Here is a 12,735-nt window from a genome sequence, read left to right on the forward strand (position 1 = left end):
GTTAGGCCTTAGGGTAGAGTGAAGCGAACGGCGGTTATGCCGGCAGCAGTTCCCGGTGCAGGTCGATAATCACCTGATCGGCGCTGTCTTCCTGTACCAGGAAGCACAGGTTGTGCGGGCTGGCACCATAGCAGATCATGCGAATGTTGACGTTTTCCAGCGCCTGAAACACGCGCGTGCCGGTGCCGTTGACTTCGCTCATGCGGTTGCCGATCAGCGCCACCAATGCCAGGCCCTGTTCGACCTTGAGGTGACAATGCTTGCCGAGTTCGGCCTGCACTTCCTCGGTCAGCAGCTCGGCGCCGGCGTCCAGGGTCAGTGACACGCTGATCTCGGAGGTGGTGATCAGGTCGACCGAAATCTTGTGCTTGGCCAGAATGCCGAACACCTCGGCCAGAAATCCGTGCACCTGAAACATGCTCTGGTTGGTCAGGGTCAGCAACACCTGATTGCGACGCAGGGCCAGGGCGCGGAACAGCGGCTGGCTGGGGGTGCTGTTGCGAATCCAGGTGCCACCCGCTTCCGGCGCCTTGCTGGAGCCGACAAACACCGGAATCTGCTTGCGTACCGCCGGTTGCAGGGTAGCCGGGTGCAGGACCTTGGCACCGAAGGTCGCCATTTCGGAGGCTTCGCTGAAGCTGATTTCGGGAATGGCGCGGGCGTCACTCACCAGGCGCGGATCCGTGGTGTAGATACCGGGCACATCGGTCCAGATTTGCACGGCGATGGCGTCCAGCGCCTCGGCCAGCAGGGCGGCGGAAAAATCGCTGCCGCCCCGACCCAGGGTGGTGGTGCGACCGTCCTGAGCGGCGCCGATAAAGCCCTGGGTCACCACCAGCTGGTTGTCGCACAGCGGTGTGAGTTCCTTTTCCACTTCGGCACGCAGGGTGGCCAGATCCGGGGCGGCCCGGCTGAAACGATCGTCGGTACGCATCACTTTGCGTACATCAAACCATACCGCCGGAGTGCCGCGGTGGCGCAACAGCTCGACAAACAGCTTAGTAGACATCAGCTCGCCCTGGGCCACGATTTCATCGTGCAGTGCCTTGGTCGGGCTGATGGCGGCGCTGTCGGCCAGCTCCTTGATATGAACCAGAATATCCTCGATATGGCGGGTCAGCATGTCGGGCTTGTCCAGGCTGTCGAGAATGCCTTGCTGAATATCGGTCAACTGTTGCAGCAGGGTGGCGCGAACCTCGGGCTGTTGTTCGCCCGAGGCCAGGGCCACCAGCAGGTTGGTGACGCCGGAACTGGCGCTCAGTACCGCCAGGCGGGTATCGGGATTCTGTTCAAGAATGGCGGCGCAACGGCTCATGGCCTCGGCATCGGCGACGCTGGTTCCACCAAATTTGGCAACGGTTAACTGACTCAAGTGCAGCTCCTTGATATATGTATATGATAAGTAACGGGGAAACGGCTGCAGAGACGGGAAAGGTCACTTAGAAGCACGCCACCCACAGGTGACAACCCGAAGGATTCAGCCTTCGTAGCCGAGGATGATACGCTGCCCCGCATCATCCTCTCGGCGTTATCTCCCCTGACCGGCGATCTGGGGAGTGGGAGCTCCTCCTGCCGGCTGCCTGAATAACGCGCCTCTTCTTGCCCGACATGCGGGCTGCCATATAAGTACTGACTCTGTCTGTCGCTGTCAATAATTAAGTGGCCAAAACCGGGCTATATCGATGTTATAGCAGATCTTTCATCATGATCTTGGAACGCCGCTGGAAGTTGTAGAGTGCCTGCTTGCCCATCGGCAGGGCGCTGACATCCACCGGCTCGAAGCCGCGCTCCCGAAACCAGTGAATGGAACGGGTGGTCAGAATAAACAGCCGGCTCATGCCGCGCTTCTTGGCCTGCTCTTCCACCTTCTGCAACAGCATATCGCCCCGGCTGCCCCGGCGATAATCGGGATGAATGGCGACACAGGCCATCTCGGCCATCGCCTCCTCCGGAAAAGGATAGAGGGCGGCACAGCCGATGATGGCACCGTCTTTCTCGATGATGGTGAACTGATCGACTTCCATTTCCAGTTGCTCCCGGGAGCGACGCACCAGAATACCTTCTTCTTCCAGCGGGCGGATCAAATCCAGGATACCGCCGATATCGTCGATACGGGCCTGGCGTGCCTGCTCGGCACTCAGACTGACCAGTTGGGTACCCAGACCGTCACGGGTGAACAGTTCCTGAATCAGGGCCCCGTCTTCCTTGTAGCTCACCAGGTGGCTGCGGGGCACCCCGGCGCGACAGCTGGAAATGGCGGCCCGCAGATAACGGGCGGTGCCGGACAGGGTGTCGCCATCGGACATAAGGCGCTGCAGATGCTCTTCGGCCTGTTCGGGAAACAGCTCCGGAATAGCCACACCTTCGTCGTCGAGCACGCCGCGCTGTGAGCAGAACCCGATCAGCTTGGTGGCCTTCAGTTCGATGGCCAGCCGTCGGGCCAGCTCTTCGGACGACAGATTGAAGCTTTCACCGGTCACCGAAAAGCCGATGGGAGAGATCAATACGGTGGCGCCGTTGGACAGCTGGTGATGAATGGTGTCGGTATGAATGCGGCGTACCCGGCCGGAATGCTGATAGTCCACGCCGTCATCGACCCCCAGCGGCTGGGCGGTCACAAAGTTGCCGGTCACCACATTGATGCGGGCATTCTGCATGGGCGTATTGATCAGCCCCATCGACAGTCGGGCCATGATGTCCATCTGCAAGCCGCCACAGACATTTTTGATGATGCGAAAACTGTGCTCGTCGGTCACCCGGGTGTGCTTGTGAAAAACATTTTCCAGACCGGCTTCTTCCAGCCCCTGATCGATTTGCGGCCGGGCACCAAAGACGATAACCAGCCGAATGCCGAGGCTGGTCAGCAGCGCGATATCGGTAATGATATTGGGGAAATTATCCTGATCGATGGCTTCGCCACCGAGCATGACCACGAAGGTGGAGCCCCGGTGCAGATTGACATAGGGGCTTGATTGACGAAATGCCTTGACCAGGGCGGCATCGGTATCGCGCACGGATTGTCCTTTGATGACGGAAGATAATATAAGTCCATGATCGTGAAAATTAATGCAAAAAACAAGATTAAATATTTACTTTTTGGCTGTCTATAGCGCATCGGCATGCGACGGGGAAGGGCCTTTTCGGGTCTGATTCGACACCCCCTTGTTGTGGCGGAGGCCAGGTTTCGCTGTGTTAATCCTGACGCATTTTGATATGAAAAATGCGAGCGAGCGCCAATAAAGCGGCCTGCCTTGCCGGGGGCTTTATGTTAACCTTTTTAGGGTTTTACCCGTTCGCGCGGGGAAAATCGGTAACTATAGCCACAATAAAGCTAAAACAACAAAAGCGAGAACAACAATGCAAAGGAAACTGTGCTTACTCACTCTGGGGGGGCTGGCAGCGCTGTTCAGTACCTCTGTGTTTGCGGCCGGAGGCCAGCTGGACTTAACCGGTACGTCTGTCGGCATCTTCGCCGTGGTTATCTTCGTGATTGCCTATCTGCTGGTGATGGGCGAAGAATATCTGCATCTGCGCAAGTCCAAGCCGGTGCTGATTGCCGCCGGTATCATCTGGGTTAGTATTGGCTGGACCTACATGGTCAACGGTATTCCCGGCGTCACCGAAGCCTCGTTTCGGCATAACCTGCTGGAGTATTCCGAACTGCTGTTATTCCTGCTGGTGGCGATGACCTACATCAATGCCATGGAAGAGCGCCGACTGTTTGATGCCCTGCGGGCCTGGATGATACGCAAGGGTTTCAGCTACAAGTCGCTGTTCTGGCTGACCGGCTTGCTGGCCTTCTTTATCTCTCCTATTGCCGATAACCTGACCACGGCGCTGCTGATGTGTGCCGTGGTGGTCAAGGTGGCGGAAGGGGACAAGCGTTTCATCAACCTGTGCTGTATCAATATCGTGATTGCCGCCAACGCCGGCGGTGCCTTCAGTCCCTTTGGCGATATCACCACCCTGATGGTGTGGCAGGCCGGTATCGTCAAGTTCAACGAATTCTTCATTCTGTTCATTCCCGCCCTGCTCAACTATCTGGTGCCGGCAGCGGTGATGCATTTCTTTATCGAGAACCGCAAACCCGCCGCCCTCTATGAAGAGGTGGAGGTGAAACGCGGTGCCATTCGTATCGTACTGTTGTTCCTGCTGACCATCGCCACCGCCGTGACCTGCCACAGCCTGCTGCACCTGCCGCCGGTACTGGGCATGATGACCGGCCTGGGTTACCTGCAGTTTTTCGGTTACTACCTGCGCCGCACCCTGCCGGGATCGCTGGCGCGCAAGCGGGTCATGGCCGAGAAGCGGGGCGATGAAGAAGCGCTCAAGCGGCTGGGTAGCGTGGTGCCTTTCGACGTTTTCAACCGGGTGGCGCGGGCCGAGTGGGACACGCTGCTGTTTTTCTACGGCGTGGTAATGTGTGTCGGCGGTCTGGGCTACATGGGCTATCTGGCGCTGGTGTCGGAGCTGCTCTATACCGGCTGGGATGCTGTGTATGCCAACGTCGCCCTCGGTGTGATTTCGGCGGTGGTGGATAACATTCCGGTGATGTTTGCGGTGTTGACCATGGAGCCTGAAATGTCGCACGGCAACTGGTTGTTGATCACCCTGACCGCCGGTGTGGGCGGCAGCCTGCTGTCTATCGGCTCGGCCGCCGGGGTGGCGCTGATGGGCCAGGCCCGCGGCATGTATACCTTTTTCGGTCACCTCAAGTGGGCACCGGTGATCTTCCTCGGTTACGTGGCGAGCATACTGGCGCACCTGTGGCTGAACGCCGACAGCTTCAACGTATTTGGCTGAGGAACAGCCGCCAGCGTCAAGCCATAAATTTAAAACCAATCGAATTTAAACAATCGATTGGTTTTATTGCTCTGTACGATCGGACAAAGGGCCCGCTTCGCCGACTCGCCTGCTGGCACCGTCTGCAGGCAACTCGGAAGAGAAGGAGGAGGTGGCAGGGATTGCCTCAGCCGACCTTCCGCTTCAGGGATGAAGCGGTAGAGCGTCACATGGATGTGCTTGAAGCGTGTCGGGAGAGGCAACCCTGTTGCCTCTTTGCGCACTCATTAATAACCAATCAACCAAGCGGTTGGTTTGCTCCCCAGTCGGCCATTTTTGTTTCTGCTCATAAAAAAGCCCCGGCATGGCTGCCGGGGCTTGATGGTTTTATGGGGTGGCTACTTCAGCTGGCCGTGGCAGGTAAACGCTCACGACGGCGGCGTTGCAGCCAGGCCACCAGGCCGAGCAACAGGAAGCCGGGAATCCACATCAGCTCCTTGAGCCAGCGTTCGGTCGGTGCACGCACCACCAGAATTTGCTGGTCGAAGTCCAGACCGGCATCGGCGGCGGGGCTGGCGAAGGCCACGCTGTCGACCAGTACCTTGCCGTCATCTTCATACAGCATCAGCCCGAGTTTCTGCATTCGCTCTTCACCGCTGTCGCCTGCCGGTACCGGCAGTAACAGGCTGAATTCCTGCGGGTCGCCGACCGCATCTACCCCGAGTATGCGCAGACGCAGCTTGCTCTCGGCATCAACCTGACCGATTACCTGCTCAAATTGCGCCGGCGACACCTCGCGATAGGGGTCGTGCAGCATGTCCATCCAGAAACCCGGACGGAACAGGGTAAAGGCCACCAGCAGCAGCAGAATTCCTTCGTACCAGCGGCTGCGCACCAGGAAAAAGCCCTGGGTACCGGCGGCGAAGATCAGCATGGCGGCGGTCGAGATCACGAAGATAACCACCCCGTGCCAGAAACTCACATCAATCAGCAGCAGATCCGTGTTGAAGATGAACAGGAAGGGCAGGGCGGCGGTACGCAGACTGTAATAGAAAGCGGTGACACCGGTCTTGATGGGATCGCCCTTGGACACGGCCGCCGCGGCAAACGAGGCCAGCCCCACCGGGGGAGTGACGTCGGCCATGATGCCGAAGTAGAACACGAACAGATGTACCGCAATCAGCGGCACTATCAGGCCGTTTTGCTGACCCAGGGTCACCACCACCGGTGCCAGCAGGCTCGACACCACTATGTAGTTGGCGGTGGTCGGCAGGCCCATGCCGAGTATCAGGCTGAATACCGCGATGAACATCAGCATCAACAGCAGATTGCCCATCGACAGCAGCTCGACCAGATCGGCCAGTACCAGTCCGACCCCGGTTTGCGACACAGCACCGACGATAAGCCCGGCGGCGGCGGTGGCGATACCGATGCCGATCATGTTGCGCGCACCGGCCAGCAGGCCTTCACGCAGATCGATAACGCCGTCCATAAAGGTACCGTGCTCGTGCAGACCGTCGGTGCGCATCCAGCTCAGCAGCGGACGCTGAGTCAGCAGTATCACCACCAGCATCATGCTGCCCCAGAAGGCGGACAACCCGGGCGACAGACGCTCGACCATCAAACACCAGACCAGCACCACCACCGGCAGCAGAAAATGCAGGCCGGACAACAGCACGGCGCGGGTTTGCGGCAGGGCGTCTAGCGGCGCATTTGGATCTTCCGGCTCCAGCGGCGCAACGCTGGCGGCAATTTTCAGCAGGCCCAGATAGGCCAGTGCCAGCAACACGCCCACGCCTTCCAGCACATAATCACCCAGCACCGGCTTGAGCCAGCCAAGACCATAGTAGACGGCCAGTGACAGGCCGCTGATCAGAGTGGCGCCAAAGGCAAAGCCGGTCAGGCGGCGCAGCCAGGACTTGGGCTGGTGGCCACCGATGGGCTGCAGGCCGAGCTTGAGCGACTCGAGATGAACGATGTACAGCAGTGCGATATAGGAGATGGCCGCCGGCAGAAAGGCGTGCTTGATGATTTCTACATAGGGCATGCCGATGTATTCGACCATCAAAAAGGCCGCCGCGCCCATCACGGGCGGCATGATCTGGCCGTTGACCGAAGAGGCCACTTCGACCGCGCCGGCCTTTTCGGCCGAGAAGCCGGTGCGCTTCATCATGGGAATGGTAAAGGTGCCGGTGGTGACCACGTTGGCGATGGAAGAGCCGGAGATCATCCCGGTCAGCCCGGAGGCGACCACCGCCGCCTTGGCCGGGCCGCCGCGCAGGTGGCCGAGCAGGCTGAAGGCCAGCTGAATGAAGTAATGGCCGGCACCGGCCCGCTCGAGCAGGGCACCGAACAGCACGAACAGAAACACGAAGCTGGTGGACACACCGAGGGCGATGCCGAACACCCCTTCGGTGGTAATCCACTGGTGGTTGGCCAGGGCGCTGAAGCTGACCCCGCGGTGGGCCAGCAGGCTCGGCATGTAAGGACCGGCCAGGCTGTAGGCCAGAAAAACCAGGGCGATGATCGCCAGCGGCGGCCCCAGCGCCCGGCGAGTGGCCTCCAGCAGCAGCGTCATGCCGACACAGGCGGTGACCAGATCGGCGGTGGTGAGACTGCCCGGACGCTGGGACAAATCCTGATAAAACACAAACAGGTAGGCGGCGGCGGCGGCGGCAACCAGGCCGAGCACGATATCGAGCAGCGGCACCCGGTTGCGCGGCGATTTATTGAAGGCGGGAAACACCAGAAACGCCAGCAGCAGGGCGAAGGCGAGGTGAATGGAGCGGGTTTCGGTGTTGTTGAGTACGCCAAAGCCGAAAATGAAAGGCAAGGGGGACGCGATCCAGAGCTGAAACAGTGACCAGCACAGGGCCAGCCCGGCAATCACCCTGGCCATGATGCCATCGGGCGTGCGCGCACCGACATCCTGGGCGATCAGCTCCTCTGCGGACAAGTGTTTTTCTGACATAGGGGATACCTATTTTGATGGTGCAACAGAAAGGAGAAAACCTCTCCCGTGATGACGGGAGAGGTTTGGTTGCCAGCAAATACCGATGTCAGACAGTGAGTCCGGTGACGGATATCTCACGGCTTACCGCATTGCCGGCAGACGGTTACAGCCAGCCTTTTTCCTTGTAGAAACGCGCGGCGCCTTCATGCAGCGGCGCGGTAATGCCGGCACTGATCATGTCTTCGGCCTTCAGATCGGCAAAGGCGGGGTGCAGACGCTTGAAACGCTCCAGGTTGTCGAACACGGACTTGACCAGCTGATAGACCACGTCTGCATCGGTTTCTGCCGTAGTGGCCAGCACCGCCTTGCCGCCGATGGAAGGAATCGGCTGATCAACCCCCGGATAGAGGCCGGCGGGAATGTTGGCGCGGGTGAAGTAGCTGGCCTTCTCCAGCAGGGTGTCGACACCGGCTCCTTCTACCGGGATCAGCTTGGCATCGGCGGTGGTCAGCGCTTCCTGAATGGCGCCACTGGGGTGACCCACTACATAGGTGATGGCATCCAGGTTGTTGTCGCCCAAGGCGGCGGCCATTTCAGCCGGCTTCAGCTCGGCGGCGAGAGAAAAGCTGTCTTTGGTCCAGCCGCTGGCCTGCATCAGTTCATCGAAGGTATCGCGGCTGCCGGAGCCGGGAACACCGATGTTGACGCGCTTGCCATTAAGATCCCCGATGCTGTCGATGTCACTGTCGTTGCGCACCACCACGGTGAGAATTTCACTTTGCAGCGATAAAACGGCGCGTAGATTGGCAACCGGTTTCTTGTCGAAGGGAGCCTGACCTTCCAGTGCCTTGAATTGGTGATCGGACTGAATAAAGCCGAAGTCGTAGTCACCGTTTTGCAGCGAGACGATATTGCCGACACTGCCTGCCGATGAGGGGGCATTACATTTTATGTCATGCTCTTCGGCACCGCGGTTGAGAAAACGACACACCGACTGGCCGGCGGTATAATATACCCCGGTCTGACCGCCGGTACCTATGGTCACGTAGCGCGTGTCGGCGCTGACCTGGCTGCTGAACAGCAGGGCGGTTACTGCGCCGGCAAACAGCTTGGAGACGTTACGATTTTGCATATCCATATTGATTTTCCTCAGGCTATTATTCCAAATAACATCTTCATTTTCTTATGATTAACACATTTTTCCATGTGTATCCATATGAGGCATTCACGGTAATGTAATACGCCGTTAAATGCTAATAAAAGCAGGCGAATACATCAGGACACCCGTTGCAAACCCGCCAGAGAAATAGCGGCAGGCTCATTATCGATTAGATTAGCCAGTGTAGCAGCGCTGCCGCAGGCCAGCGTAAAGCCCAGGCTGCCATGGCCAACATTCAGCCACAGATTGTTGATGCCGCTGCGTCCTATGAGTGGTGTGCCCTCGGGGGTGGCGGGGCGCAATCCGGCCCAGGCGGTGGCCGTTTGATAGTCGCCGGCGTGCGGAAAGCAGGCCTGAGCCTGCCGGCGCAACGAGGCAATGCGGCGGGCATCGAGTTCGGTGTTCCAGTCGCCAATATCCACCATGGCGGCGACGCGCAGCTGATCCTCCAGGCGGGCATAGACGATTTTGCGATCGTAGTCGGTGACATTGGTCTGCGGCACTGTGGCGTAGTCGGTCACGGGCAGGGTCAGGCTGTAGCCCTTCAGGGGGTAAAGCGGCAGCTTCAGCCCCAACGGCCGCAGCAGGGCGGCGCTGCCAATGCCGGCGGCCACCACCAGATGGTCGACTGTCACCTCGCCCTGGGTCAGCGACAAGGCTCTGACCTGCCCGCGTTCGAGCCGCAGCTTGTTCACGGTTTGTCCGGTATGCAGGGTGAAGTTGGCATGCCCGCGCAGGCGCCGCAACAGCTGTTGGCAGAAGCGGTGGCAATCACCCACTTCGTCGCCGGGCGAAAAAATACCACCCCGTAACTGAGCGGCCAGGCTGGCCAGTGCCGGCTCGGCCTCGATGCATTGTGCGGCATTCAGCACCCGTTGCGGTGAGCCGGCATCGACGCCAGCGGCGGCTTTCTTGAAGCTGGCGCCATCGCGATAAATGACCAGCTTGCCATTGGCACGCCAGGCGAAGTCGTTCAGACCGTCCTGCTCGCGCCAGTCAGTCAATATCTGCTGGCTATGCAGTGCCAGTCGCAGCAGGTGGGCGCCATTGGACCGATTGACGCTGCGGCGACAGGCCAGCAAAAAGCGCAGGCACCAGCGCCATTGATCGGGGTTCATGCGTGGCTGAAAACGCAGCGGAGCGTCTTTTTTCAGCATCCAGCCCAGTGCCTGCAGCGGCACGCCGGCATCGGCCAAGGGTGCCACGTAGCGATAGCTCAGCTGACCGCCATTGGCAAAACTGGTTTCCATGGCAACCGTATCTCGTTGCTCGAACAGCTCGACCTGAACCCCTTTTTTGACCAGGGCATAGGCGGTGGTCAACCCAATCACCCCACCACCGATAATCGCGACTCGCATGACTGATTCCCTTTAAACTCAATCGCTTCAGCATAGGCATTGCCGCCTCGGCCGAACAATGAAAAGATAAGGGCAGGTCATAACCTTTGGTTATGATGTGTATCCAAAAGAGTCTATATTATGCGTCTACGCCATATCGAGTTGTTTCAGGCCGTGCTGCAAACCGGCAGCCTGACGGCGGCAGCCGAGTTGCTGCATATTTCCCAACCCGCCGCCAGCAAGCGCCTGCAGCAGGCCGAGCAACAACTGGGGTTTGCCTTGTTTCGCCGGGTGCGTGGCAAGTTGCTGCCCACCACAGAGGCGTTGATCCTGCAACAGCCCGCCGAGCAATTGTCGTCCGATCTGCAGAACCTTCGCCGGCTGGCGGGTAATCTGCGCCGCGGCAATGCCTGCGCACTGCGGCTGATGTGTACGCCGACGCTGGCGCAGAGTTTGCTGCCTCAAGCGCTGGGGCGCTGGCGTGAAGGTTATCCCGATACCGAATGTGAACTGGCCACCCAGCACACCAAAGAAATGACTCAGGCGCTGTTGCTGCGCGAAGCGGATCTGGGGTTGACGCTGCAGCGGGTGAAGCACCCCGGTTTGCAGGTGGAGATGCTGGCGCAGGGACGGATGATGGTGATTGCCCCTGCCGGTAGCTGGACCGAGGCGCAATGTCGTGAACCCATTCGGCTGCAACGTCTGGCGGGGGTCAGGCTGATTGGTCTCGATAGCCGGGACGGCCTGGGTGGCTTGCTGCACAGCCATACTCAGGAGCTGGATCCGCCGGTGCGGATTCACACTCGAGTACAAACCTATCAGCTGGCGCGCCAGATGGTGGCGGCCGGTCAGGGAGTGGCGCTGGTCGACCCCTTTACCGCGCTGATGGCGGCAAGCGGGGAGGTGCAGGCCCGGCCACTGGAGCCAAACCTGACCGTATCACTCTATGTGCTGCATCGGGCCGGCGAAACGCCAATACCGGCCCGGCAGGCGTTATTGAAACAGCTGCAGGCCGTGGCCACCAGCCTGTTAAAGGCGCAATGAGCGATTTATACCAAGCAGATTAAATCACTGATCTATTTGGTTGCTCTGCAAAGGCAAGACAAACGGTCCGCTCCGCCGACTCGCCGTAAACCCATCCTTGGGGGCTCAGCCGCACCATCCGTGGTGCGGATGGTCGGCGGAGCAGATCCCTTTGTCCTCCTTTATGGCGTGTCGAGGGAGGCGGCTGTGTTGTCTCTGAGTTCGAGTTTGAAAAAGATCAGACCTTTATGCAGGTTGGTATTACCACCACAGGGTGGTGATGCCCAGTATCAGAAAGAGCAGGGCGCTGACGCCGTGAATCCACTTCATCGGAATACGCTCGGCGCCTTTCTTGCCAATCAGTACCACGGGTACGTTGGCGGCCATCATGCCGAGGGTAGTACCAGCCACCACCAGCCAATAGTCTTCCACGAAACGGGCGGCCAGCAGCACGGTGGCAAGTTGGGTCTTGTCGCCCATTTCCGCCAGAAAAAACAGCACAAAGGTGGTGATAAAGGGCCCGTAGCGGCGCAGCGTGCCGTCTTCATCGTCCAGCTTGTCGGGGATCAGCATCCAGCACGCCATGATGAAGAAAGAGCCGGCCAGCAGATAGCGTAGCCAGTCTGGACTCAGCCATTGCTGCACCCATACACCCACCCAGCCGGCCAGGCCGTGGTTGAGCAGAGTCGCGGCGAGAATACCGACAATAATGGGCAGGGGCTTTCTGAAACGACAGCTCAGCACCAGGGCGAGCAGTTGGGTTTTGTCACCGATTTCGGCGATGGCGACCGCGAAGGTCGAAGTGGTCAGTGCTTCCAAGGTAGTTACCGGGGGACGAGTGATGATCAACCAATGAGCAGGCCATGCCGCCCGTCCCCGGTATCGGCATCAGCCTGTCAAAGGTCTCGTCAAACCACGGATGTCTTGTTAACAACTTATCAACAAGATAGTCGGGTCACGGCCACCATGGTGATTCGCACCAATTATGTTGACGACCGTCTCGACACTCACTGTCGAGAGACTACTCCCCCTTGTGCAGGAGCCGCGTATTGTAGTGATTTGAACGGCAAGTTCAAGGCTGATCGCTAACCTGTTTCTCACACCTCACCCCTCACCCCTCACCCCTCACCCTCACAACGAAGCCTTAGCCACCGACTTTTTTCACCGGCAAACCGGCCTTGACCAATAGCGTCATGACCTGCTCCAGCCGGTCGCCCTGAATTTCGATGACGCCTTTCTTCACCGCGCCACCGGTGCCCAGCTGTTTCTTCAGCTGCTTGGCCAGGGTGCCGACCTGCTCGGTGGGTACGCCGTACACGCAAATAACGCCGGCACCCTTGCGGCCCTTGGTTTCGCGGCGCAAGCGGACGGTACCATCGTCGGGGAAAAGACCGGGGCCGGCGGCGGATTTGTCCTGCTCGGCCTGCCAGTCGGGATCGGTGCTGTATACCAGTTTGTTCATCTTGTTGACTCAATAATCG

Annotated in this window: 9 protein-coding genes and 2 riboswitches; of the genes, 2 read left to right on the plus strand and 7 right to left on the minus strand. The window is 59.2% G+C overall.

What is annotated here, in order from left to right; genetic code table 11:
- Positions 1-34: 34 nt before the first annotated feature.
- On the minus strand, positions 35-1,372 hold the full coding sequence (lysC, locus tag Q0753_RS13395; protein WP_298721993.1) for a lysine-sensitive aspartokinase 3: 1,338 nt from the start codon (positions 1,370-1,372) through the stop codon (positions 35-37).
- Positions 1,373-1,435: 63 nt separating this feature from the next.
- Positions 1,436-1,606: riboswitch (Lysine riboswitch) on the minus strand.
- A 79-nt stretch (positions 1,607-1,685) separates the two neighbouring features.
- Positions 1,686-3,014, minus strand: coding sequence for an amino-acid N-acetyltransferase (argA, locus tag Q0753_RS13400; protein WP_298721996.1), 1,329 nt, complete (start codon positions 3,012-3,014; stop codon positions 1,686-1,688).
- Between the two features lie 343 nt (positions 3,015-3,357).
- On the opposite strand from argA, the gene nhaD reads away from it, so the two are divergent.
- Complete coding sequence (gene nhaD, locus Q0753_RS13405) at positions 3,358-4,803, plus strand: sodium:proton antiporter NhaD (protein WP_298721999.1); 1,446 nt, start codon at positions 3,358-3,360, stop codon at positions 4,801-4,803.
- A 382-nt stretch (positions 4,804-5,185) separates the two neighbouring features.
- Here nhaD and Q0753_RS13410 read toward each other — a convergent pair whose 3' ends face one another.
- The 3 genes from Q0753_RS13410 to Q0753_RS13420 form a co-directional block, all read right to left on the minus strand.
- Positions 5,186-7,753, minus strand: coding sequence for a TRAP transporter permease (locus Q0753_RS13410; protein ID WP_298722002.1), 2,568 nt, complete (start codon positions 7,751-7,753; stop codon positions 5,186-5,188).
- Positions 7,754-7,898: 145 nt separating this feature from the next.
- On the minus strand, positions 7,899-8,867 hold the full coding sequence (locus Q0753_RS13415) for a TAXI family TRAP transporter solute-binding subunit (RefSeq protein WP_298722066.1): 969 nt from the start codon (positions 8,865-8,867) through the stop codon (positions 7,899-7,901).
- Between the two features lie 143 nt (positions 8,868-9,010).
- Positions 9,011-10,252: a D-amino acid dehydrogenase gene (locus Q0753_RS13420; RefSeq protein WP_298722005.1), complete on the minus strand. Its 1,242-nt coding sequence runs from the start codon at positions 10,250-10,252 to the stop codon at positions 9,011-9,013.
- A 120-nt stretch (positions 10,253-10,372) separates the two neighbouring features.
- Here Q0753_RS13420 and Q0753_RS13425 point away from each other — a divergent pair, with 120 nt between their 5' ends.
- The gene (locus Q0753_RS13425) at positions 10,373-11,275 is read left to right on the plus strand and encodes a LysR substrate-binding domain-containing protein (RefSeq protein ID WP_298722010.1); all 903 of its coding nucleotides are present in this window, start codon (positions 10,373-10,375) and stop codon (positions 11,273-11,275) included.
- A gap of 240 nt (positions 11,276-11,515) precedes the next feature.
- Here Q0753_RS13425 and Q0753_RS13430 read toward each other — a convergent pair whose 3' ends face one another.
- Both Q0753_RS13430 and Q0753_RS13435 read right to left on the minus strand, forming a co-directional pair.
- Positions 11,516-12,073 (minus strand): TMEM165/GDT1 family protein, encoded by a 558-nt coding sequence (locus Q0753_RS13430; RefSeq protein WP_298722012.1) that lies wholly within the window; start codon positions 12,071-12,073, stop codon positions 11,516-11,518.
- 62 nt (positions 12,074-12,135) lie between these two features.
- A riboswitch (yybP-ykoY riboswitch) is annotated at positions 12,136-12,296 on the minus strand.
- Between the two features lie 102 nt (positions 12,297-12,398).
- Positions 12,399-12,716, minus strand: a complete 318-nt coding sequence (locus Q0753_RS13435; protein WP_298722014.1) for a stress response translation initiation inhibitor YciH — start codon at positions 12,714-12,716, stop codon at positions 12,399-12,401.
- Between the last annotated feature and the right edge of the window lie 19 nt (positions 12,717-12,735).

This window comes from uncultured Oceanisphaera sp. (assembly GCF_947495715.1).
Classification (GTDB): Bacteria; Pseudomonadota; Gammaproteobacteria; order Enterobacterales; family Aeromonadaceae; genus Oceanimonas; species Oceanimonas sediminis.

What these genes read in the sequence shown, in the direction of transcription:
- nhaD (WP_298721999.1), top strand. Translation starts at nt 3,358, where the DNA reads ATGCAAAGGAAACTGTGCTTACTCACTCTGGGGGGGCTGGCAGCGCTG.
- Q0753_RS13410 (WP_298722002.1), bottom strand. Translation starts at nt 7,753, where the DNA reads ATGTCAGAAAAACACTTGTCCGCAGAGGAGCTGATCGCCCAGGATGTC.
- Q0753_RS13415 (WP_298722066.1), bottom strand. Translation starts at nt 8,867, where the DNA reads ATGCAAAATCGTAACGTCTCCAAGCTGTTTGCCGGCGCAGTAACCGCC.
- Q0753_RS13420 (WP_298722005.1), bottom strand. Translation starts at nt 10,252, where the DNA reads ATGCGAGTCGCGATTATCGGTGGTGGGGTGATTGGGTTGACCACCGCC.
- Q0753_RS13425 (WP_298722010.1), top strand. Translation starts at nt 10,373, where the DNA reads ATGCGTCTACGCCATATCGAGTTGTTTCAGGCCGTGCTGCAAACCGGC.
- Q0753_RS13435 (WP_298722014.1), bottom strand. Translation starts at nt 12,716, where the DNA reads ATGAACAAACTGGTATACAGCACCGATCCCGACTGGCAGGCCGAGCAG.